Annotated in this window: 22 protein-coding genes; 20 read left to right on the top strand and 2 right to left on the bottom strand. The window is 58.0% G+C overall.

Going from position 1 to position 21,829, the window contains the following annotated elements:
* Nucleotides 1-15: 15 nt before the first annotated feature.
* Together dnaN and dnaA are read right to left on the bottom strand one after the other, a co-directional pair.
* Nucleotides 16-1,119: a DNA polymerase III subunit beta gene (dnaN, locus tag EGJ27_RS04655; RefSeq protein WP_125829561.1), complete on the bottom strand. Its 1,104-nt coding sequence runs from the start codon at nt 1,117-1,119 to the stop codon at nt 16-18.
* A 38-nt stretch (nt 1,120-1,157) separates the two neighbouring features.
* Nucleotides 1,158-2,687 (bottom strand): chromosomal replication initiator protein DnaA, encoded by a 1,530-nt coding sequence (dnaA, locus tag EGJ27_RS04650; protein WP_125829560.1) that lies wholly within the window; start codon nt 2,685-2,687, stop codon nt 1,158-1,160.
* 585 nt (nt 2,688-3,272) lie between these two features.
* Here dnaA and rpmH point away from each other — a divergent pair.
* From rpmH to EGJ27_RS04550, 20 genes are all read left to right on the top strand, one after another.
* Complete coding sequence (gene rpmH, locus EGJ27_RS04645) at nt 3,273-3,407, top strand: 50S ribosomal protein L34 (protein ID WP_002551315.1); 135 nt, start codon at nt 3,273-3,275, stop codon at nt 3,405-3,407.
* Between the two features lie 16 nt (nt 3,408-3,423).
* Nucleotides 3,424-3,825 (top strand): ribonuclease P protein component, encoded by a 402-nt coding sequence (rnpA, locus tag EGJ27_RS04640; RefSeq protein WP_125829559.1) that lies wholly within the window; start codon nt 3,424-3,426, stop codon nt 3,823-3,825.
* Nucleotides 3,818-4,063 carry a membrane protein insertion efficiency factor YidD gene (yidD, locus tag EGJ27_RS04635; RefSeq protein WP_125829558.1) on the top strand — a complete coding sequence of 82 codons (246 nt, stop codon included), beginning with the start codon at nt 3,818-3,820 and terminating at the stop codon, nt 4,061-4,063. The genes rnpA and yidD overlap by 8 nt, the downstream gene beginning before the upstream one ends.
* A gap of 2 nt (nt 4,064-4,065) precedes the next feature.
* Nucleotides 4,066-5,748, top strand: coding sequence for a membrane protein insertase YidC (gene yidC, locus EGJ27_RS04630; protein WP_125829557.1), 1,683 nt, complete (start codon nt 4,066-4,068; stop codon nt 5,746-5,748).
* A 78-nt stretch (nt 5,749-5,826) separates the two neighbouring features.
* On the top strand, nt 5,827-7,197 hold the full coding sequence (mnmE, locus tag EGJ27_RS04625) for a tRNA uridine-5-carboxymethylaminomethyl(34) synthesis GTPase MnmE (protein WP_125829556.1): 1,371 nt from the start codon (nt 5,827-5,829) through the stop codon (nt 7,195-7,197).
* 676 nt (nt 7,198-7,873) lie between these two features.
* Nucleotides 7,874-9,766: a tRNA uridine-5-carboxymethylaminomethyl(34) synthesis enzyme MnmG gene (gene mnmG, locus EGJ27_RS04620; RefSeq protein ID WP_125829555.1), complete on the top strand. Its 1,893-nt coding sequence runs from the start codon at nt 7,874-7,876 to the stop codon at nt 9,764-9,766.
* On the top strand, nt 9,763-10,407 hold the full coding sequence (rsmG, locus tag EGJ27_RS04615; RefSeq protein ID WP_177522931.1) for a 16S rRNA (guanine(527)-N(7))-methyltransferase RsmG: 645 nt from the start codon (nt 9,763-9,765) through the stop codon (nt 10,405-10,407). The genes mnmG and rsmG overlap by 4 nt, the downstream gene beginning before the upstream one ends.
* A gap of 18 nt (nt 10,408-10,425) precedes the next feature.
* Entirely contained in the window at nt 10,426-11,217 is a 792-nt protein-coding gene (locus tag EGJ27_RS04610) for a ParA family protein (RefSeq protein ID WP_125829554.1), read from the top strand.
* Between the two features lie 9 nt (nt 11,218-11,226).
* Nucleotides 11,227-12,099 carry a ParB/RepB/Spo0J family partition protein gene (locus tag EGJ27_RS04605; RefSeq protein ID WP_125829553.1) on the top strand — a complete coding sequence of 291 codons (873 nt, stop codon included), beginning with the start codon at nt 11,227-11,229 and terminating at the stop codon, nt 12,097-12,099.
* 146 nt (nt 12,100-12,245) lie between these two features.
* Nucleotides 12,246-12,653: a F0F1 ATP synthase subunit I gene (locus EGJ27_RS04600; protein ID WP_125829552.1), complete on the top strand. Its 408-nt coding sequence runs from the start codon at nt 12,246-12,248 to the stop codon at nt 12,651-12,653.
* Nucleotides 12,654-12,669: 16 nt separating this feature from the next.
* Nucleotides 12,670-13,539, top strand: a complete 870-nt coding sequence (gene atpB, locus EGJ27_RS04595) for a F0F1 ATP synthase subunit A (RefSeq protein ID WP_125829551.1) — start codon at nt 12,670-12,672, stop codon at nt 13,537-13,539.
* A gap of 137 nt (nt 13,540-13,676) precedes the next feature.
* The gene (atpE, locus tag EGJ27_RS04590; RefSeq protein ID WP_002555987.1) at nt 13,677-13,934 is read left to right on the top strand and encodes a F0F1 ATP synthase subunit C; all 258 of its coding nucleotides are present in this window, start codon (nt 13,677-13,679) and stop codon (nt 13,932-13,934) included.
* A 57-nt stretch (nt 13,935-13,991) separates the two neighbouring features.
* Nucleotides 13,992-14,462, top strand: a complete 471-nt coding sequence (locus EGJ27_RS04585) for a F0F1 ATP synthase subunit B (protein WP_125829550.1) — start codon at nt 13,992-13,994, stop codon at nt 14,460-14,462.
* A 12-nt stretch (nt 14,463-14,474) separates the two neighbouring features.
* Nucleotides 14,475-15,011 (top strand): F0F1 ATP synthase subunit delta, encoded by a 537-nt coding sequence (locus EGJ27_RS04580; RefSeq protein ID WP_125829549.1) that lies wholly within the window; start codon nt 14,475-14,477, stop codon nt 15,009-15,011.
* A gap of 21 nt (nt 15,012-15,032) precedes the next feature.
* A complete protein-coding gene (atpA, locus tag EGJ27_RS04575; RefSeq protein WP_125829548.1) occupies nt 15,033-16,577 on the top strand; it encodes a F0F1 ATP synthase subunit alpha in 1,545 nt (514 codons plus the stop codon).
* Between the two features lie 50 nt (nt 16,578-16,627).
* Nucleotides 16,628-17,488, top strand: a complete 861-nt coding sequence (gene atpG / locus EGJ27_RS04570; protein ID WP_125829547.1) for a F0F1 ATP synthase subunit gamma — start codon at nt 16,628-16,630, stop codon at nt 17,486-17,488.
* 28 nt (nt 17,489-17,516) lie between these two features.
* Complete coding sequence (gene atpD / locus EGJ27_RS04565; RefSeq protein ID WP_125829546.1) at nt 17,517-18,896, top strand: F0F1 ATP synthase subunit beta; 1,380 nt, start codon at nt 17,517-17,519, stop codon at nt 18,894-18,896.
* 44 nt (nt 18,897-18,940) lie between these two features.
* Nucleotides 18,941-19,366, top strand: coding sequence for a F0F1 ATP synthase subunit epsilon (locus EGJ27_RS04560; protein WP_125829545.1), 426 nt, complete (start codon nt 18,941-18,943; stop codon nt 19,364-19,366).
* 112 nt (nt 19,367-19,478) lie between these two features.
* Complete coding sequence (gene glmU, locus EGJ27_RS04555; RefSeq protein WP_125829544.1) at nt 19,479-20,846, top strand: bifunctional UDP-N-acetylglucosamine diphosphorylase/glucosamine-1-phosphate N-acetyltransferase GlmU; 1,368 nt, start codon at nt 19,479-19,481, stop codon at nt 20,844-20,846.
* 208 nt (nt 20,847-21,054) lie between these two features.
* A complete protein-coding gene (locus EGJ27_RS04550; RefSeq protein ID WP_125829543.1) occupies nt 21,055-21,822 on the top strand; it encodes a DeoR family transcriptional regulator in 768 nt (255 codons plus the stop codon).
* Nucleotides 21,823-21,829 lie beyond the last annotated feature (7 nt).

Here is a 21,829-nt window from a genome sequence, read left to right as displayed (position 1 = left end):
CCGCTGAACATGACGTTACAGACGCATCGGCATGACAACGTAGGCGGAATCGTCGTTGTCCGACTCTTGCACCAGGGCGCTGCTGTTGGAGTCCGACAGAATCAGGCGAACCTGATCGGTCGTCATCACACCCAGCACGTCGAGCAGGTAGCTCACGTTGAAACCGATCTCCAGAGAACCACCGTTGTATTCAACGCCGATCTCTTCTTCCGCTTCTTCCTGTTCCGGGTTATTGGCCTGAATCTTCAGTTGACCATTAGCCAGTTGCAGGCGGATGCCGCGATACTTCTCGTTGGACAGGATGGCCGTGCGGCTGAACGCTTCGCGCAACGCCTGACGATCGCCGAGAACCAGCTTGTCGCCACCTTTAGGCAGCACCCGCTCGTAGTCCGGGAACTTGCCGTCCACCAGCTTGGAGGTAAAGGTGAATTCGCCGGTCGTGGCACGGATATGATGCTGACCCAGCACGATACTCACGATACCGTCCTGCTCGGTGAGCAGGCGGGCCATCTCCAGGATACCTTTGCGAGGCACGATGACCTGATGACGGTCGGCCTGCCCGATATCCGCAGACATCGAACACATGGCCAGGCGGTGTCCATCGGTGGCCACGGCACGCAGGATGCCTGCGCTGACTTCCAGCAGCATGCCGTTGAGGTAGTAGCGGACGTCCTGCTGCGCCATGGCGAAACTGGTCCGCTCGATCAAGCGGCGAAGCTTGCTCTGCACCAGATCGAAGGTCAGTGAGCCTGGACCTTCTTCTACCGTCGGGAAATCGTTGGCCGGCAAGGTGGACAGCGTGAAACGGCTGCGCCCCGCCTTGACGACCAGCTTGGCGTCGTCGACCTTGATGTCGATCAGGGCGTCGTTAGGCAGGCTCTTGCAGATGTCCATCAGCTTACGCGCCGGGACGGTGATCTCGCCTGGCTCGGCTGGCTCTTCCAGTTGCACGCGGCCAACCAGTTCCACTTCCAGGTCGGTACCGGTCAGCGACAGCTGTTGGCCTTCGACAACCAGGAGCACGTTGGACAATACCGGCAAGGTCTGGCGGCGTTCGACCACGCCGGCGACCAGTTGCAGGGGTTTCAACAGGGCTTCGCGTTGAATGGTGAAATGCATGGTCTAGTCCCTTGCCTTAATAAGCTGCACTGGCGTCATCACGTGGTCAGAGTTCGCAGCAGGTTCTTGTAGTCCTCACGGATATCCGCGTCGGATTCCTTGAGTTCGTTGATCTTGCGGCACGCATGCAAAACGGTGGTGTGGTCCCGGCCGCCAAATACGTCACCGATTTCCGGCAGGCTGTGGTTGGTCAGCTCCTTGGAGAGCGCCATCGCCACCTGACGAGGCCGTGCAACAGATCGAGAGCGACGCTTGGACAACAGGTCGGAGATCTTGATCTTGTAGTACTCGGCGACGGTGCGCTGGATGTTATCCACACTCACCAGTTTGTCTTGCAGAGCAAGCAGATCTTTCAGCGACTCACGGATCAGTTCGATCGTGATGTCGCGGCCCATGAAGTGCGAGTGCGCGATGACACGCTTGAGCGCGCCTTCGAGTTCACGGACGTTGGAACGAATACGTTGAGCAATGAAGAACGCCGCATCGTGAGGCAGGTCGACCTTGGCCTGATCAGCTTTCTTCATAAGGATCGCAACCCGGGTTTCAAGCTCGGGCGGTTCGACCGCAACCGTCAGGCCCCAGCCGAATCTGGACTTGAGACGTTCCTCGAGGCCTTCGATTTCCTTGGGGTAACGGTCGCTGGTCAGGATGACCTGCTGTCCGCCTTCAAGCAGCGCGTTGAACGTGTGGAAGAACTCTTCCTGGGAACGCTCCTTGCGCGCGAAGAACTGGATATCGTCGATCAGCAGCGCGTCGACCGAACGGTAGAAGCGCTTGAATTCATTGATTGCGTTGAGCTGCAACGCCTTGACCATATCGGCCACGAAGCGCTCGGAATGCAGATAAACCACCTTGGCGTTGGGGTTCTTCTTGAGCAGGTGATTGCCCACCGCATGCATCAAGTGAGTCTTACCCAAACCAACGCCCCCATAAAGGAAGAGCGGGTTATAGCCATGCTTGGGATTATCCGCGACCTGCCACGCAGCAGCACGTGCCAGCTGGTTGGACTTACCTTCGACGAAGTTCTCGAAGGTGAACGTGCGGTTGAGATAGCTGGTGTGCTTGAGCGCGCCTTCAACCTGGACGGTTCTCTGCTCGGACCGGGCTGGAGCCTGCTGTGAGCTTGCCCCGGCCATCGGATCGAAACTGTCACGCGAAGGCTCGCCTTCGGTCTCGACCGCACGTGAAGGCGCGCTCACCGCCGCTACAGGCGCAGGCACTGCCGGCGCAGCGCTCGCGACGCTGCTTGCCGAATTGGCCGACAGCGCCTGAGAGGCAGCAGCGGCCAACGGGGCATTGGGAGCGGCCCGCGGAGCAGAACTGCGCTTGCTCCCTATTAATAAGGAAAGAGCAGGCGCCATCCCCTGGCCATGTTCGCCGAGCAGCTCGAGCAAACGACCCAGATACTTTTCGTTGACCCAATCGAGAACGAAGCGGTTTGGTGCATACACACGCAACTCGTCGCCTTCGGCTTCTACCTGTAGCGGACGGATCCAAGTGTTGAATTGCTGGGCAGGCAGCTCATCGCGCAAAAGCTCCACGCACTGCTGCCAAAGTTCCACTGACACGGATATCCCCTAGGTTGAACGCCGGTAAGGCCAAAAACAGCCGCCATTGTAACGATCCGATGCGGACTTATCCACATGTAGGTATCGGGTCGAACCGAGTTTTAGCGTTCATCCGCTGTGAATCAAACGTTCAACGGCATGTGCATAAGCCATGTGGATAACCACGCTTCAGCCCATTGCATAACCCCGGGCTGAACTCTGTGGATAACCGCCCTGTGGATAACATGGCGTTCCATGCACAGGTTTTCCGAGGCCCCAGCACAGGGTCACCACCGCTTCTCGACAGGGTTACCCTTCTCTGTACACATTGATTACATTGGCCTCGAGCCACTTATCCACAGATAGGGTCGCCCCTAGTCTTTATAAGCTCTATAAAAAAGCTTTAAATACTTCGTTCTTTTTATTTCTATTACTGACTCAGCCGCGCGGCCACACCGAAGGGGCAGGGGCCACAATTACCCTCTGCGAAGTAAATGACGGAAAAGCTGGTTGGAAATTGACCTGCGCGCCTGCTTTCTCTAGAATCCCCGGTCTCTTAAAACGGGGGCCATTCCGGCCCGTAGTGGACGAACCAGGTAACACGCCATGAAACGTACTTTCCAACCCAGCACTATCAAGCGCGCCCGCACCCACGGTTTCCGTGCTCGCATGGCCACCAAGAACGGCCGTGCAGTCCTTTCGCGTCGTCGCGCCAAAGGCCGTAAGCGTCTGGCAGTTTGATTAATCGGCACTGGTGGTGAGTCGGGACTTCAGTCGGGAAAAGCGTTTGCTTACTCCCCGGCATTTCAAGGCAGTCTTTGACTCCCCTACCGGCAAGGTTCCGGGGAAAAATCTCCTGCTCCTTGCGCGCAACAACGACCTGCCGCATCCCCGCCTGGGGCTTGTGATAGGTAAAAAGAGCGTCAAGCTCTCCGTTGAGCGCAACCGCTTGAAACGCCTAATGCGCGAATCGTTTCGCCAACACCAGGATCTGCTGGTCGGTTGGGATATCGTGATCGTCGCGCGTAAAGGCTTGGGTGACGTAGAAAACCCCGAATTGATCGAGCATTTCGGCAAGCTCTGGAAACGTCTGGCGCGCAGCCGACCCATTTCAGCAGACAAACCCGAAACTGCGGGGGTAGACAGTTCAGATGCGTAAACTGGCGCTCGTTCCGATCCAGTTTTATCGCTATGCCATTAGCCCGCTGATGGCCAGTCACTGTCGTTTCTACCCCACTTGTTCCTGCTACGCGTATGAAGCCATCGATAATCATGGCCTTTTGCGCGGCGGCTGGCTGACTCTTCGTCGTCTAGGTCGCTGTCATCCGTGGAATCCCGGCGGTTATGACCCGGTTCCACCTGTCCCCACCTCCCGTTCTTCTTCGATGGCCGAGTAATCATGGATATTAAACGCACGATCCTGATCGTCGCCCTTGCAATCGTGACCTACGTCGGGGTTCTGAAATGGAACCAAGACTACGGCCAGGCTGCCATGCCGACCCAGAATGTTGCTGCCACTCCAGCCGCACCGGCAATTCCGGACACAGCAGCCGGCAACACGGGTTCTGCCAGTGCCGATGTTCCTAGCGCAACCGCGAATACAGCTGCGCCGCTGGAAACTCCGGCCGTAGTGAGCAAGGATCTGATCAAGGTCAAGACCGATGTGCTTGATCTGGCAATCGATCCGGTGGGTGGTGACGTGGTTCAGCTGCGTCTGCCTTTGTACCCGCGTCGTCAGGATCGTCCAGACGTACCTTTCCAGCTGTTCGATAACGGTGGCGAGCGTACTTTCCTGGCACAAAGCGGCCTGACAGGCACCAATGGTCCAGACGCTCGTCCTGCAGGTCGCCCGGTTTACGCGACCGAACAGAAAACTTATCAACTGGCTGAAGGCCAGAATGAGCTGGTCATCGACCTGAAGTTTTCTGAAAACGGCGTCAACTACATCAAGCGTTTCACCCTCAAGCGTGGTCTCTACGACCTCGTGGTTACCTACATTGTGGATAACCAGAGCACTCAGCCGTGGGCTGGTAATCTGTTCGCACAGCTGAAACGCGATTCCAGCTCCGATCCTTCGTCGACTACCGCCACTGGCACCGCCACTTATCTGGGTGCGGCACTGTGGACCGCGGCCGAGCCGTACAAAAAAGTGTCGATGAAAGATATCGACAAGGGACAGATCCGCGAAACCGTTCAAGGTGGCTGGGTCGCATGGCTGCAACACTACTTCGTGACCGCGTGGATTCCTGATCACAATTCCAGCAACGCTGTTCAAACCCGCAAGGACAGCCAAGGCAATTACATCATCGGTTTCACCAGCCCGACTCTGGCCGTAGCGCCAGGTGCCAAAGGTGAAACGGCGGCTACCTTGTATGCCGGTCCGAAAAGCCAGGCGGTACTCAAAGAGTTATCCCCAGGCCTGGAGCTGACGGTCGACTACGGGATCCTGTGGTTCATCGCCCAGCCGATTTTCTGGCTGCTGCAGCATATCCACGCCATCCTGGGTAACTGGGGCTGGTCGATCATCATCCTGACCATGCTGATCAAAGGCCTGTTCTTCCCGCTTTCCGCAGCCAGCTACAAGTCCATGGCCCGCATGCGCGCCGTGGCGCCGAAGCTCGCCGCGCTGAAAGAACAGTTTGGTGACGATCGCCAGAAGATGTCCCAGGCGATGATGGAGCTGTACAAGAAAGAGAAGATCAACCCCCTGGGCGGCTGCTTGCCGATTCTGGTGCAGATGCCGGTCTTCCTTTCCCTGTACTGGGTGCTCCTGGAAAGCGTCGAAATGCGTCAGGCACCGTGGATCCTGTGGATAACCGACCTGTCGATCAAAGACCCTTTCTTCATCCTGCCGATCATCATGGGCGCGACCATGTTCATCCAGCAGCGCCTTAACCCGACTCCGCCGGACCCGATGCAGGCCAAGGTCATGAAAATGATGCCAATCATCTTCACCTTCTTCTTCCTGTGGTTCCCTGCCGGTCTGGTTCTGTACTGGGTTGTGAACAACACCCTGTCCATCGCACAGCAGGCTTACATCACACGCAAGATCGAAGCGGCTACCAAGAAAGCTGCCGCCTGATCTAACCTGTGAACATGTTCTACAAAGCGCCCCCTCGTGGGGCGTTTTGCTATCTGTCAGTTTTCCAGGAGTCGGACCATGAATGTCCCTCGTGAAACCATTGCCGCCATCGCCACCGCTCAGGGCCGCGGCGGCGTTGGTATCGTCCGCGTGTCAGGGCCGTTGGCCGGCAAGGCCGCCGAAGCAATCACCGGGCGAATCCCCAAGCCTCGTTTCGCCCACTACGGTCCGTTCGAAGATGACGCCGGACAAGTGATCGACGAAGGCATCGCCCTGTATTTTCCGGGCCCGAATTCTTTTACCGGGGAGGATGTTCTGGAACTTCAGGGTCATGGCGGCCCGATCGTCCTGGACATGCTGTTGCAGCGTTGCCTGCAACTGGGCAGCCGTCTGGCGAGGCCAGGGGAATTCAGCGAGCGTGCATTCCTCAATGACAAGCTGGATCTGGCCCAGGCCGAAGCCATCGCCGACCTCATCGAGGCAAGCTCCGCTCAGGCCGCCCGCAATGCGTTGCGCTCTTTACAAGGTGCATTTTCCCGGCGCGTGGATAACCTGACGGAGAAACTGATTGGCCTGCGCATTTATGTCGAAGCCGCCATCGACTTTCCCGAGGAAGAAATCGACTTTCTGGCCGACGGCCATGTGCTGAGCATGCTCGATGACGTCCGCACGGAGTTATCCACAGTAATGCGCGAAGCCGGGCAGGGTGCGCTGCTGCGTGACGGGATGACGGTTGTCATTGCCGGCAGGCCAAACGCCGGCAAATCGAGCCTGCTCAATGCACTGGCAGGGCGTGACGCGGCCATCGTGACGGAGATTGCGGGTACGACGCGGGATGTATTGCGCGAACATATCCACATCGATGGCATGCCGTTACACGTCGTGGATACCGCCGGCCTGCGCGATACCGACGACCAGGTAGAAATGATAGGTGTGCAGCGGGCGCTCAAGGCCATCGGCGAGGCAGATCGCATCCTCCTGGTGGTCGACGCTACGGCACCGGAAGCATCAGACCCATTCGCACTATGGCCTGAATTTCTTGAGCAACGTCCGGATCCATCCAAAGTGACTTTGATCCGCAACAAGGCTGATCTGAGCGGTGACGCTATTGGGCTTGAAACCAGTACTGATGGTCATGTGACCCTCAGTCTGAGTGCCAAGGCCGGCGGAGACGGACTGGAACTGCTGCGCGAGCATCTCAAAGCCTGCATGGGTTATGAACAAACCTCGGAAAGCAGCTTCAGTGCTCGTCGACGCCATCTGGAAGCACTGCGACACGCCAGCACCGCGCTTGAGCACGGTCGTGCGCAACTGACCCTGGCGGGCGCAGGGGAGCTGCTGGCCGAAGACCTGCGCCAGGCTCAACAGGCGTTGGGTGAAATCACCGGCGCGTTCAGCTCGGATGATCTGCTGGGCCGAATTTTCTCCAGTTTCTGTATCGGTAAATGAGCCTCGCCTGCCTCTGAGATGACCAATCCAGCTTCAGAGGCAGGCGGCGTGCCGGTCATCGGCATCGCTGTGGATAATCCGTTACCTGTGTCTTTACGATCCTAAAATGCCCTCTCCGACAACCTTGCCCTCTCCAGGCGAGCTGCTTCCATGCGCGTAACGTCTGCTCAGCAGGCTCGGATACGTGGCCCGTTCTGAAAGCAGGCTCATATCGACCCCCCGGTACGCCAATCCCACGTCCCTCAGCCGCGCCGAACTGGCAACAACGAAGAAAAGCCCGATTTTTTTCTTCCTAAGCCCTGTGCATAAGCAGCCCTTAGCTCAGTTGATAACCGGTCGTGAAAACTGGATATAACCTGCCCTGTGGACAAGTGTCCGTTTAATCCACAGGCTCAAGACGGTTATCCCAAGCCCTCATTGGCACATGACCACAGCCTTTTGAAGCTCTGTACATATCGGAAATAAAGGGCTGCAGCGATCTATCCACAGAAAGGGCGCCCAGTAAGAATAAACATAAAAACAAGGTTTTATAAAAATTCTTTCTCTTTTATTTTCTTTATCCGCGGCTTTTCCACAGCTGGTTAAATTTTGTGCAACGGGTTTCATTCAGGGGGGTGAAGTCCCTATACTTGTCAGCTATCCCAATTTCTCATCGACAACAGGCACGAGGTGCGTGGTGGATTTCCCTTCCCGTTTTGAAGTGATCGTCATCGGTGGCGGTCATGCCGGTACCGAGGCAGCACTTGCGTCGGCACGCATGGGTGTCAAAACCCTGCTGCTTACGCACAACGTGGAAACCCTCGGCCAAATGAGCTGCAATCCGGCCATCGGCGGGATCGGCAAAAGCCACCTGGTCAAGGAAATCGATGCCCTGGGCGGCGCGATGGCAATGGCCACCGATAAGGGCGGCATTCAGTTCCGTGTCTTGAACAGCCGCAAAGGGCCGGCCGTACGGGCTACGCGTGCTCAGGCAGATCGCGTGCTGTACAAAGCGGCAATCCGTGAAGCACTGGAAAATCAGCCGAACCTGTGGATATTCCAGCAGTCCTGCGATGACCTGATCGTCGAACAGGATCAGGTTCGTGGAGTGATCACCCAGATGGGCCTGCGATTCATGGCCGACTCTGTGGTATTGACGACCGGCACGTTCCTGGGCGGGCTTATCCACATCGGCATGCAGAATTATTCCGGTGGTCGGGCGGGAGATCCTCCATCGATTTCGCTGGCGCATCGTCTTCGCGAGCTGCCGCTTCGAGTAGGTCGCCTGAAAACCGGTACTCCGCCGCGAATCGACGGGCGTTCCGTGGATTTCTCGGTGATGACCGAACAGCCGGGCGATACACCGATCCCGGTCATGTCGTTCCTGGGCTCCAAGGAACAGCATCCCGCGCAGGTCAGTTGCTGGATTACTCATACCAACGAGCGGACCCACGAAATCATCGCGTCCAACCTGGATCGTTCGCCGATGTACTCGGGTGTGATCGAGGGGATCGGTCCGCGTTACTGCCCGTCCATCGAAGACAAGATTCATCGGTTCGCCGACAAGGCGAGCCATCAGGTGTTCATCGAGCCGGAAGGCCTGACCACCCATGAGCTGTATCCCAACGGAATCTCGACTTCACTGCCGTTCGATGTGCAACTGCAGATCGTGCGCTCGATTCGCGGCATGGAAAACGCACATATCGTTCGCCCGGGCTATGCCATCGAGTACGACTATTTCGATCCGCGCGATCTGAAGTACAGCCTGGAAACCAAGGTAATCGGCGGGCTGTTCTTCGCCGGTCAGATCAACGGTACAACCGGCTACGAAGAGGCCGGTGCCCAAGGTCTGCTGGCCGGTACCAACGCTGCCCTGCGCGCGCAAGGTCGTGAAAGCTGGTGCCCGCGCCGCGATGAAGCGTACATCGGCGTGTTGGTCGATGACCTGATCACGCTGGGTACCCAGGAACCGTACCGAATGTTTACGTCGCGGGCCGAATACCGGTTGATCCTGCGCGAAGACAACGCCGATCTGCGTCTGACGGAAAAAGGGCGCGAACTGGGGCTGGTCGATGATGCCCGTTGGGCCGCGTTTTGCGCCAAACGCGAGAACATCGAACGGGAAGAGCAGCGTCTGAAAAGTACCTGGGTTCGCCCCGGCACCGAGCAGGGTGATGCGATTGCCACGCACTTCGGCACGCCGCTGACCCACGAATACAATCTGCTCAACCTGCTGACCCGGCCCGAAATCGACTACGCGAGCCTGGTTTCCATCACCGGTCATGGCAGCACCGATCCTCAAGTCGCCGAACAGGTCGAAATCAAGGCCAAGTACGCCGGTTACATTGATCGGCAACAGGACGAGATCGCTCGCCTGCGGGCCAGCGAAGATACGCGCCTGCCGGAAGACATCGATTACGCCGGGATTTCCGGGTTGTCCAAGGAAATTCAAAGCAAGCTGGGGATAACTCGTCCAGAGACGCTGGGTCAGGCATCGCGGATTCCAGGGGTGACGCCTGCGGCGATTTCCCTGTTGATGATTCACTTGAAAAAACGCGGCGCGGGCCGTCAGTTGGAGCAAAGCGCTTGAGTTCTATGGTCACCCCGCAGCACGCCCAAGAGTTATCCACCGGTGCCCGTGAGCTGGGCATCGATCTGAGCGAAACCCAGCACAGTCAGCTGCTGGCGTATCTGGCCCTGTTGATAAAGTGGAACAAGGCCTACAACCTGACGGCGGTGCGCAATCCCGACGAAATGGTTTCCCGGCATCTGCTCGACAGCCTGAGCGTCGTGCCGTTCGTCAAAGGCGAGCGCTGGCTGGACGTCGGCAGCGGCGGCGGGATGCCGGGGATTCCATTGGCTATCCTGTTTCCGGACATGAAAGTGTCGTTGCTCGACAGCAATGGCAAGAAAACCCGCTTCCAGACCCAGGTCAAACTGGAGCTGAAGCTGGATAACCTTGAAGTTATCCACAGCCGGGCCGAGACTTACCAGCCGGATCAGCCGTTCACCGGGATCATCTCCCGTGCGTTCAGCAGTCTGGAGGATTTCACTGGCTGGACTCGCCACATGGGCGACACCGATACGCAATGGCTGGCAATGAAAGGGCTGCATCCTGCGGATGAGCTGGTAGCATTGCCGGCAGATTTTCATCTCGATAGCGCACAAGCCTTGACCGTTCCAGGTTGCCAAGGCCAACGCCATCTGCTGATACTGCGCCGCACGGCATGATTGGGAACACAAGCAAGAATGGCTAAGGTATTCGCGATAGCGAACCAGAAAGGTGGTGTGGGCAAGACCACCACGTGCATCAACCTCGCAGCGTCCCTCGTGGCGACCAAGCGTCGTGTACTGCTGATCGATCTCGACCCTCAGGGCAACGCGACGATGGGCAGCGGTGTGGATAAACACAACCTGGAAAACTCGGTCTACGACCTGCTGATCGGCGAATGCGATCTGGCCCAGGCCATGCAGTTTTCCGAGCACGGCGGTTACCAGCTGCTGCCGGCCAACCGTGACCTGACGGCCGGTGAAGTGGTCCTGCTGGAAATGCAGATGAAGGAAAGTCGTCTGCGCAACGCACTGGCGCCGATCCGCGAAAACTACGATTTCATCCTGATCGACTGCCCGCCGTCCCTGTCGATGCTGACATTGAACGCGCTGGTGGCGGCCGACGGCGTCATCATTCCCATGCAGTGCGAGTACTTCGCGCTGGAAGGGTTGAGCGACCTTGTGGATAACATCAAGCGTATCGGCGAGTTGCTCAACCCGCAGCTCAAGATCGAAGGTCTGCTGCGGACCATGTACGACCCGCGCCTGAGCCTGATCAACGATGTGTCGGCGCAGCTCAAGGAGCACTTCGGCGAGCAGCTGTACGATACGGTGATCCCGCGCAACATTCGGCTGGCTGAAGCGCCGAGCTTCGGCATGCCGGTGCTCGCCTACGACAAGTCATCCCGTGGCGCGCTGGCCTACCTGGCGCTGGCCAGTGAACTGGTCCGTCGTCAACGCCGCAGCTCGAAAGCCGCTCAGCCCACCTAAGGAAATCCCATGGCCGTCAAGAAACGAGGTCTCGGACGTGGGTTGGACGCACTTCTGAGCAGTCCAACCGTCAGTTCGCTGGAAGAACAGGCCGCCAAGGCCGACCAACGCGAGTTGCAGCATGTGCCGCTGGACCTGATCCAGCGTGGCAAGTATCAACCGCGTCGGGACATGGACCCGCAGGCACTCGAAGAACTGGCTCAGTCGATCAAGAGCCACGGTGTGATGCAGCCGATCGTGATTCGTCCGATCGCTGATAATCGCTTCGAGATCATTGCGGGTGAACGTCGCTGGCGTGCGAGCCAGCAGGCGGGCCTGGAAACCATCCCGGCGATGGTTCGCGATGTGCCGGATGAAACCGCCATTGCCATGGCGTTGATCGAGAACATCCAGCGCGAAGACCTCAATCCGATCGAGGAAGCGCTGGCACTACAGCGCCTGCAGCACGAATTCCAGCTGACCCAGCAGCAAGTCGCCGATGCGGTGGGCAAGTCCCGCGTCAGCGTGGCCAACCTGCTGCGTCTGATTGCGTTGCCGGAAGCCATCAAGACCATGCTTTCCCACGGTGACCTGGAAATGGGTCATGCTCGCGCGTTGCTCGGGTTGCCCGAAGATCGGCAGGTCGAGGGGGCGCGTCATGTTGTCGCACGCGGGCTAACCGTGCGCCAGACCGAGGCATTGGTCAGGCAGTGGCTCAGCGGCAAACCGGCCGCAGCCGAGCCGGTCAAGGCCGATCCGGACATCAGCCGCCTCGAACAGCGGCTGGCCGAGCGTCTGGGCTCTGCGGTGCAGATACGCCACGGTCAGAAGGGCAAGGGGCAGTTGGTGATCCGTTACAACTCGCTCGATGAGTTGCAAGGGGTACTGGCCCACATCCGCTGAAACAATTGGCCTGTAGCGTGTAGTCGGAAATCACTACCTTACAGTTGAATAGGGAGTTAAGCGCCCCTATACTCTGCGCGCATTTTGTCGGCACAAATTATGCCAAGTTGATGATTATGGCGACCGACGCGAAAGGAGCAGTTGCAATGGAATCACGCATGCCAGACCGCTTGCCGTTCCATCGACTGGCGGTCTTTCCGGTATTGCTGGCTCAATTGATCGTCCTGGTGCTGGCTTCCCTGACGCTCTGGCAGTGGAAGGGAGTCGTGGCAGGATATTCAGGCCTTTGCGGAGGCCTGATAGCGTGGCTGCCCAATTTGTATTTTGTTCATAAGGCATTCCGGTTTTCCGGGGCTAGAGCAGCGCAAGCCATCGTCCGGTCCTTTTACGCCGGCGAGGCAGGCAAACTTATTTTTACGGCAGTGCTTTTTGCACTGACGTTTGCAGGCGTGAAGCCGTTGGCACCGTTGGCGGTATTTGGCGTATTCATGTTGATCCAGGTGGTCAACTGGTTCGCTCCCCTGCTTACGAGAACAAGACTTTCGAGACCTTAGGGCGTTTGAGGCAACCATGGCAGAGCAGACAGCTTCGGGCTATATCCAGCACCACTTGCAGAACCTGACTTTCGGTCATTTGCCTAACGGCGAATGGGGCTTTGCCCACACCGCGGCAGAAGCGAAAGAAATGGGCTTTTGGGCTTTCCACGTCGATACCCTCGGCTGGTCGGTGGCATTGGGCCTGATTTTCGTACTGCTTTTCCGCATGGCGGCCAAGAAGGCAACTTCCGGCCAGCCGGGCGCACTGCAGAACTTCGTCGAAGTGCTGGTCGAGTTCGTCGACGGCAGCGTGAAGGACAGCTTCCATGGCCGCAGCGCCGTGATCGCGCCGCTGGCACTGACCATTTTCGTCTGGGTATTCCTGATGAACGCCGTCGACCTGGTACCGGTCGACTGGATTCCTCAGCTGGCGATGCTGATCTCGGGCGACGAGCACATTCCGTTCCGCGCTGTGCCGACCACTGACCCGAACGCCACGCTGGGCATGGCCCTGTCCGTCTTCGCGCTGATCATTTTCTACAGCATCAAGGTCAAGGGCATCGGCGGCTTCATCGGCGAACTGACCCTTCACCCGTTCGGCAGCAAGAACGTCTTCGTTCAGGCGCTGCTGATCCCGGTGAACTTCCTGCTTGAGTTCGTGACACTGGTCGCCAAGCCGATTTCCCTGGCTCTGCGACTGTTCGGCAACATGTACGCCGGCGAACTGGTATTCATCCTGATTGCCGTGATGTTCGGCAGCGGCCTGCTCTGGTTGAGCGGCCTGGGTGTGGTTCTCCAATGGGCGTGGGCTGTATTCCACATCCTGATCATCACCCTGCAAGCGTTCATCTTCATGATGCTGACCATCGTCTACCTGTCGATGGCTCACGAAGATAACCATTGAGATCCGCCACCCGGCGCATCTGATGACCTTCTCGCGAAGGCGAGAAGGTGCCCGCAAGGGCTGATGTAAAAAACGATTTTGTTTTACCGCTTCAATTAAAAAACCTAACCAATACGACGTAAAAGTCGGGAGGAAAGATGGAAACTGTAGTTGGTCTAACCGCTATCGCTGTTGCACTGTTGATCGGCCTGGGCGCACTGGGTACTGCAATCGGTTTCGGCCTGTTGGGCGGTAAGTTCCTGGAAGGCGCAGCGCGTCAGCCAGAAATGGTTCCAATGCTGCAAGTCAAGATGTTCATCGTTGCGGGCCTGCTCGACGCCGTGACCATGATCGGTGTTGGTATCGCTCTGTTCTTCACCTTTGCGAACCCCTTCGTTGGTCAACTCGCTGGCTGATCTCTCGAATTTTCGAGGTGATTGGTGTGATGGACAACGAACGAGCGAGGTGTTGGCGTGAACATTAATGCAACCCTGATTGGCCAGTCCGTTGCGTTCTTCATTTTTGTGCTGTTCTGCATGAAGTTCGTGTGGCCTCCGGTCATCGCGGCTTTGCACGAACGTCAGAAGAAGATCGCGGATGGACTGGACGCTGCTAGCCGAGCAGCTCGCGACCTGGAGCTGGCCCAAGACAAAGTGGGTCAACAACTGCGCGAAGCTAAGACTCAAGCAGCCGAAATCATTGAGCAAGCCAAGAAGCGCGGTGCGCAGATTGTCGACGAGGCCCGTGAACAGGCTCGCGTCGAAGCTGACCGTGTGAAGGCCCAGGCTCAGGCCGAGATCGAGCAGGAACTGAACGGTGTCAAAGACGCGCTGCGTGCCCAACTGGGTAGCCTGGCAGTCAACGGTGCCGAGAAGATCCTGGGTGCCACAATCGATCAAAACGCGCACGCGGAGCTGGTTAACAAACTGGCTGCTGAAATTTAAGCGAGGGCGATCATGGCAGAACTGACCACGTTGGCCCGACCTTACGCTAAGGCGGCCTTCGAGCACGCGCAGGCCCACCAGCAACTGGCCAATTGGTCAGCCATGCTCGGCCTGGCTGCTGCGGTGTCGCAAGACGACACCATGCAGCGCATGCTCAAGGCCCCGCGACTGACGAGCGCACAAAAGGCCACCACTTTTATTGAAGTGTGTGGCGACAAGTTCGATGCCAAGGCACAGAATTTCATCCACATCGTTGCTGAAAACGATCGTCTCCCGCTTCTGCCGGAGATCGCCGAACTGTTCGACCTGTACAAGGCCGAGCAGGAAAAATCGGTCGATGTGGACGTCACCAGTGCTTTTGCATTGAACCAAGATCAGCAAGACAAACTCGCCAAGGTTCTCAGTGCACGGCTCGGCCGGGAAGTGCGCCTGCACGCTGCGGAGGATGCCACCCTTATCGGTGGTGTCGTGATCCGCGCCGGCGACCTGGTTATCGATGGCTCAGTTCGCGGCAAAATCGCGCAACTAGCCGAAGCATTGAAATCTTGAGTTTGAAGGGGCAGCAGAGCAATGCAGCAACTCAATCCTTCCGAAATAAGTGAAATCATCAAGGGTCGCATCGAGAAGCTCGATGTAACCTCCCAAGCCCGTAACGAAGGCACAGTCGTCAGCGTGTCTGACGGTATCGTGCGGATTCACGGTCTGGCCGACGTAATGTACGGCGAGATGATCGAGTTTCCGGGCGGCGTCTACGGTATGGCGCTGAACCTTGAGCAAGACTCCGTAGGTGCCGTGGTACTGGGCGCATACACGACTCTGGCTGAAGGCATGAGCGCCAAGTGCACCGGCCGCATCCTCGAAGTTCCGGTTGGTAAGGAACTGCTGGGTCGCGTAGTCGACGCACTGGGTAACCCAGTCGACGGCAAAGGTCCGCTGAACAACACCGAGACCGATGCGGTCGAGAAAGTTGCTCCAGGCGTGATCTGGCGTAAGTCGGTAGACCAGCCTGTACAGACTGGCTACAAGGCTGTCGATGCCATGATTCCTGTCGGCCGTGGCCAGCGTGAGCTGATCATCGGTGACCGTCAGATCGGTAAAACCGCTCTGGCCATCGACGCGATCATCAACCAGAAAGACAGCGGCATCTTCTGCGTCTACGTGGCAATCGGTCAGAAACAATCGACCATCGCCAACGTTGTGCGCAAACTCGAAGAGAACGGCGCACTGGCTAACACCATCGTCGTGGCTGCAAGTGCTTCCGAATCCGCTGCGCTGCAGTTCCTTGCACCGTACTCGGGTTGCACCATGGGTGAATTCTTCCGCGACCGCGGTGAAGACGCGCTGATCGTTTATGACGATCTGTCCAAGCAGGCAGTGGCTTACCGCCAGATTTCCCTGCTGCTGCGCCGTCCACCAGGCCGTGAAGCTTACCCAGGCGACGTGTTCTATCTCCACTCCCGTCTGCTGGAGCGCGCATCGCGTGTTTCCGAAGAGTACGTAGAGAAGTTCACCAACGGCGCAGTGACCGGCAAAACCGGTTCCCTGACCGCACTGCCGATCATCGAAACCCAGGCTGGCGACGTTTCCGCGTTCGTTCCGACCAACGTGATTTCCATCACCGACGGTCAGATCTTCCTGGAATCGGCCATGTTCAACTCCGGCATCCGCCCGGCAGTGAACGCCGGTGTTTCGGTATCCCGTGTGGGTGGTGCCGCTCAGACCAAGATCATCAAGAAGCTCTCCGGTGGTATCCGTACCGCTCTGGCTCAGTACCGTGAACTGGCGGCATTCGCCCAGTTCGCTTCTGACCTGGACGAAGCGACCCGTAAGCAACTTGAGCATGGTCAGCGCGTTACCGAGCTGATGAAGCAGAAGCAATACGCACCAATGTCGATCGCTGACATGGCGCTGTCGCTGTATGCCGCTGAGCGTGGGTTCCTGACCGACATCGAAATCGCCAAGGTCGGCAGCTTTGAACAAGCGCTGATTGCTTACTTCAACCGCGATCACGCCGATTTGATGGCGAAGATCAACGTGAAGGGTGACTTCAATGACGAAATCGACGCTGGCCTGAAAGCCGGTATCGAGAAGTTCAAGGCCACCCAAACCTGGTAAGCCGCAGCGGGAGTCGCAAGGCTCCCGCTTGCTAACCTGATAGGTGTTACATGGCAGGCGCAAAAGAGATTCGCAGCAAGATTGCGAGCATCAAAAGCACGCAAAAGATCACCAGCGCCATGGAAAAAGTGGCGGTCAGCAAAATGCGCAAGGCTCAGGCCCGCATGGCTGCTAGCCGTCCTTACGCGGATCGCATCCGCCAGGTAATTGGTCATCTCGCCAACGCCAACCCGGAATATCGCCACCCGTTCATGATCGATCGCGAAGTAAAGCGTGTCGGTTATGTCGTAGTGAGCAGTGACCGTGGTCTGTGCGGTGGCCTGAACACCAACCTGTTCAAGGCTCTGGTCAAGGACATGGCGGTAAACCGTGAAAACGGCGTAGAGATCGATCTGTGTGTGGTCGGCAGCAAAGGTGCGGCATTTTTCCGCAACTTCGGCGGTAACGTCGTCGCTGCGATCAGCCACCTGGGCGAAGAGCCGTCGATCAACGATTTGATCGGCAGCGTCAAGGTGATGCTGGATGCTTATCTGGACGGCCGTATCGATCGCCTGTCCGTGGTGTCCAACAAGTTCATCAACACCATGACCCAGCAGCCAACAGTGGAACAGTTGATTCCCCTGGTGGCGACCCCGGATCAAGAACTCAAGCACCACTGGGACTACCTCTACGAACCCGATGCCAAAGAGCTGCTAGACGGCCTGATGGTTCGCTACGTGGAATCGCAGGTGTACCAGGCGGTGGTCGAGAACAACGCAGCTGAACAAGCGGCGCGGATGATTGCAATGAAGAACGCCACCGACAACGCCGGTGATCTGATCAGCGATTTGCAGCTGATCTACAACAAGGCGCGTCAGGCAGCGATCACCCAAGAGATCTCGGAAATCGTCGGCGGCGCTGCCGCGGTTTAACGGTTCAAATATTCAGAGGAACCAGCTAATGAGTAGCGGACGTATCGTTCAAATCATCGGCGCCGTGATCGACGTGGAATTCCCACGCGATAGCGTACCGAGCATCTACAACGCGCTGGAAGTCAAAAGCGCGGCAGGAACCACCCTGGAAGTTCAGCAGCAGCTGGGCGACGGCGTGGTTCGTACCATTGCGATGGGCTCCACCGAGGGCTTGAAGCGTGGTCTGGAAGTAACAGACTCTGGCACTGCCATCTCCGTACCGGTCGGTAAAGCGACTCTGGGCCGGATCATGGACGTGCTGGGCAACCCGATCGACGAAGCCGGTCCGATTGCGACCGAAGAACGCTGGGGCATTCACCGTCCTGCGCCGTCCTTCGCTGAGCAGGCAGGCGGCAACGACCTGCTGGAAACCGGCATCAAGGTTATCGACCTGGTCTGCCCGTTCGCCAAGGGCGGTAAAGTCGGTCTGTTCGGTGGTGCCGGTGTCGGCAAGACCGTAAACATGATGGAACTGATCCGTAACATCGCCATCGAGCACAGCGGTTATTCCGTGTTCGCCGGTGTGGGCGAGCGTACTCGTGAGGGTAACGACTTCTACCACGAGATGAAGGATTCCAACGTTCTGGACAAAGTGGCACTGGTTTACGGTCAGATGAACGAGCCGCCGGGTAACCGTCTGCGCGTAGCACTGACCGGCCTGACCATGGCCGAGAAGTTCCGTGACGAAGGTAACGACGTTCTGCTGTTCGTCGACAACATCTATCGTTACACCCTGGCCGGTACTGAAGTATCCGCACTGCTGGGCCGTATGCCTTCGGCAGTAGGTTACCAGCCGACCCTGGCCGAAGAGATGGGTACTCTGCAAGAGCGCATCACTTCGACCAAGAACGGTTCGATCACCTCGATCCAGGCGGTATACGTACCGGCGGACGACTTGACTGACCCGTCGCCAGCGACCACGTTTGCCCACCTGGATGCAACCGTCGTACTGTCCCGTGACATCGCTTCCCTGGGTATCTACCCAGCGGTAGATCCACTGGATTCGACCTCGCGCCAGCTGGACCCGAACGTTATCGGCCAGGATCACTACGACACCGCTCGCGGCGTTCAGTACGTGTTGCAGCGCTACAAAGAACTGAAGGACATCATCGCGATCCTGGGTATGGACGAGCTGTCGGAAACCGACAAGCAGCTGGTTAACCGTGCTCGTAAGATCCAGCGTTTCCTGTCCCAGCCGTTCTTCGTGGCTGAAGTCTTCACCGGTGCATCGGGTAAATACGTTTCCCTGAAAGACACCATTGCTGGCTTCAAAGGCATCCTCAACGGTGACTACGACCACCTGCCAGAACAAGCGTTCTACATGGTTGGCGGCATCGAAGAAGCGATCGAGAAAGCCAAGAAACTGTAATCCCGGCGCCCGGCAACGGGCGCTAATTAGGTTGAGGCAAGCAAATGGCTATGACAGTCCATTGCGACATCGTCAGCGCGGAAGGGGAAATCTTCTCCGGTCTGGTCGAGATGGTGATTGCGCACGGCAACCTGGGTGATATCGGTATCGCTCCAGGCCACGCGCCGCTGATCACTGATCTGAAGCCAGGCCCGATCCGCTTGATCAAGCAGGGTGGAGACACCGAGGTGTTCTACATCTCCGGTGGTTTCCTCGAGGTTCAGCCGAACATGGTCAAGGTGCTTGCCGACACTGTGCAACGTGCTGCCGACCTGGATGAAGCTTCTGCTCAGGCTGCCGTCAAGGCTGCCGAGAAGGCCCTGAACGAAAAAGGCGCAGATTTCGATTACGGATCCGCGACTGCTCGTCTGGCCGAGGCTGCAGCTCAGCTGCGCACCGTTCAGCAGATTCGCAAGAAGTTCGGCGGTTAATCCCGCTGCATTGCTGATGCGATTGAGAAAAAGGGTAGCCTCGGCTACCCTTTTTCTTTTTTGGCATTCGCCCGCCCACGGCTCTATTGGCCGCTCAGTTGGTAGTCCTCTCATGTCTCTCGATATCGTTATTCTTGCTGCTGGCCAAGGTACCCGGATGCGTTCGGCCCTGCCCAAGGTTCTTCATCCGGTGGCGGGCAATTCCATGCTTGGCCATGTTATCCACAGCGCACGACAGTTATCCCCAATCGGCATCCACGTCGTCATCGGTCATGGTGCAGATGCGGTGCGCGAACGCCTGGGCGCGCAGGACCTGAATTTCGTGATGCAGGACAAGCAACTGGGCACCGGTCACGCCGTGGCGCAGGCTTTGCCGGAACTGACCGCCGATACCGTGCTGATCCTGTACGGCGACGTGCCGCTGATCGAGGTCGAGACCCTGAATCGTCTGCTTGCGTTGGTGACGCCAGAGCAACTGGGCCTGCTGACGGTCAATCTTGCCGATCCAACCGGCTATGGCCGCATCGTGCGTGATGAGCGCGACCGGGTTTGCGCCATCGTCGAACACAAGGATGCCACCGAGGCGCAAAAAGCGATTACCGAAGGCAACACCGGTATTCTCGCCGTTCCGGGCAAACTGTTGGCTGACTGGTTGGGGCGGTTGTCCAACAACAATGCCCAGGGTGAGTACTACCTGACGGACGTGATCGCCATGGCTGTGGCCGACGGCCTGATCGTGGCAACCGAGCAGCCATACGATGCGATGGAGGTGCAGGGCGCCAACGACCGGCGTCAGCTGGCCGAACTGGAGCGTCACTATCAGCAGCGTGAGACGCGTCGCTTGATGGCGCAGGGCGTGACCCTGCGTGATCCGGCGCGGTTCGATGTGCGCGGCGAAGTGACCGTGGGCCGTGATGTGCTGATCGACATCAACGTGATCCTCGAAGGCAAGGTAGTGATCGAGGATGACGTCATCATCGGTCCCAACTGCGTCATCAAGGACAGCACCCTTCGCAAGGGCGCCATCGTGAAGGCCAATAGTCACCTCGATGGCGCCGTGCTGGGCGAAGGCAGCGATGCCGGTCCGTTCGCGCGGCTGCGTCCGGGCAGCGAGCTTGGCGCCAGGGCGCATGTGGGTAACTTCGTTGAACTCAAGAACGCTCGCCTGGGCGAAGGCGCCAAGGCCGGGCATCTGACTTATCTGGGCGACGCCCAGGTGGGAGCGCGGACCAATATCGGAGCCGGCACCATTACCTGCAACTACGATGGCGCCAACAAGCACCAGACAACCCTGGGCGAAGACGTATTCATCGGCTCCAACAACTCGCTGGTTGCGCCTGTGGATATCTCTTCCGGCGCTACCACGGCGGCCGGTTCGACGATTACCCAAAATGTGCCTGCCGAGCAACTGGGTGTAGCACGTGCGCGTCAGCGGAACATCGAGGGCTGGAAGCGCCCGGTCAAGATCAAGAAAAGCTGAGTTATCCACAGCCTCCCGCAGACAGAAGGAGCGAGCTTGCTCGCGAAGAGGTCAGTGCAACCGACGCCTATTCTGCGGCTGCACCGGCGCTTTCGCGAGCAAGCTCGCTTCTACGGGTTTTGGTTGGGTTCTAACGCAAACTTGACCGAAACGGCTAAATAGGTTTTGATTGCCTTCGTTATCTTTCGTAACGAAACATAAGGCTCTCATGTCGAAACGTAATACGCCCCAACGACGCCACAACATTCTTGCGCTGCTGACTGAGCAGGGCGAAGTGAGTGTGGACGATCTGGCCAGGCGTTTCGAAACTTCGGAAGTTACGATTCGCAAGGATCTGGCTGCCCTGGAGACCAATGGCTTATTGCTACGCCGCTATGGCGGTGCCGTGACGTTGCCGCAGGAAATGATCCATGAGTCAGCCCAGCCGGTCTCTCGTTACAAGCAGGCGATTGCGCGGGCGGCCGCAGCCCGCATCCGAGAGCACGCACGAATCATCGTCGACAGCGGCAGCACCACGGCGGCGTTGATCCCCGAACTGGGCGTTCAGCCTGGCCTGGTGGTCATGACCAATTCGATGCATGTAGCCCGCGCCCTGACGGAGTTGGAGCACGAGCCCGTGCTGCTGATGACCGGCGGAACGTGGGACCCGCATTCCGAGTCCTTTCAGGGGCAGGTCGCGGAGCAGGTGTTACGGTCCTACGACTTCGACCAGCTCTTCATCGGCGCCGACGGCATCGATCTGGCCCGAGGCACTACCACGTTCAATGAGTTGCTGGGCCTTAGCCGGGTCATGGCGGAAGTTGCCCGGGAAGTGATCGTCATGGTCGAAGCCGACAAGGTCGGCCGCAAGATCCCCAATCTGGAGCTGCCCTGGAGCAGTGTCCACACCCTTATTACTGATGATCGTCTGCCTGAAGAGGCGCGCGAACAGATACAAGCCCGCGGCATCAACCTGATTTGTGCCGCTGTCAGCTAGGAGAAAA

It is taken from the genome of Pseudomonas sp. v388 (assembly GCF_003935425.1).
GTDB lineage: Bacteria > Pseudomonadota > Gammaproteobacteria > Pseudomonadales > Pseudomonadaceae > Aquipseudomonas.
This window is presented reverse-complemented; position numbering and strand designations above follow the sequence as displayed.

Excerpts from the sequence above, each read along its gene's own strand:
- EGJ27_RS04550 (WP_125829543.1), top strand. The coding sequence starts at position 21,055 with ATGTCGAAACGTAATACGCCCCAACGACGCCACAACATTCTTGCGCTG.
- yidD (WP_125829558.1), top strand. The coding sequence starts at position 3,818 with ATGCGTAAACTGGCGCTCGTTCCGATCCAGTTTTATCGCTATGCCATT.
- atpE (WP_002555987.1), top strand. The coding sequence starts at position 13,677 with ATGGAAACTGTAGTTGGTCTAACCGCTATCGCTGTTGCACTGTTGATC.
- EGJ27_RS04600 (WP_125829552.1), top strand. The coding sequence starts at position 12,246 with ATGGAATCACGCATGCCAGACCGCTTGCCGTTCCATCGACTGGCGGTC.
- atpB (WP_125829551.1), top strand. The coding sequence starts at position 12,670 with ATGGCAGAGCAGACAGCTTCGGGCTATATCCAGCACCACTTGCAGAAC.
- atpA (WP_125829548.1), top strand. The coding sequence starts at position 15,033 with ATGCAGCAACTCAATCCTTCCGAAATAAGTGAAATCATCAAGGGTCGC.
- rpmH (WP_002551315.1), top strand. The coding sequence starts at position 3,273 with ATGAAACGTACTTTCCAACCCAGCACTATCAAGCGCGCCCGCACCCAC.
- EGJ27_RS04610 (WP_125829554.1), top strand. The coding sequence starts at position 10,426 with ATGGCTAAGGTATTCGCGATAGCGAACCAGAAAGGTGGTGTGGGCAAG.
- atpD (WP_125829546.1), top strand. The coding sequence starts at position 17,517 with ATGAGTAGCGGACGTATCGTTCAAATCATCGGCGCCGTGATCGACGTG.
- yidC (WP_125829557.1), top strand. The coding sequence starts at position 4,066 with ATGGATATTAAACGCACGATCCTGATCGTCGCCCTTGCAATCGTGACC.
- glmU (WP_125829544.1), top strand. The coding sequence starts at position 19,479 with ATGTCTCTCGATATCGTTATTCTTGCTGCTGGCCAAGGTACCCGGATG.
- mnmE (WP_125829556.1), top strand. The coding sequence starts at position 5,827 with ATGAATGTCCCTCGTGAAACCATTGCCGCCATCGCCACCGCTCAGGGC.
- EGJ27_RS04580 (WP_125829549.1), top strand. The coding sequence starts at position 14,475 with ATGGCAGAACTGACCACGTTGGCCCGACCTTACGCTAAGGCGGCCTTC.
- EGJ27_RS04560 (WP_125829545.1), top strand. The coding sequence starts at position 18,941 with ATGGCTATGACAGTCCATTGCGACATCGTCAGCGCGGAAGGGGAAATC.
- EGJ27_RS04605 (WP_125829553.1), top strand. The coding sequence starts at position 11,227 with ATGGCCGTCAAGAAACGAGGTCTCGGACGTGGGTTGGACGCACTTCTG.
- dnaN (WP_125829561.1), bottom strand. The coding sequence starts at position 1,119 with ATGCATTTCACCATTCAACGCGAAGCCCTGTTGAAACCCCTGCAACTG.
- atpG (WP_125829547.1), top strand. The coding sequence starts at position 16,628 with ATGGCAGGCGCAAAAGAGATTCGCAGCAAGATTGCGAGCATCAAAAGC.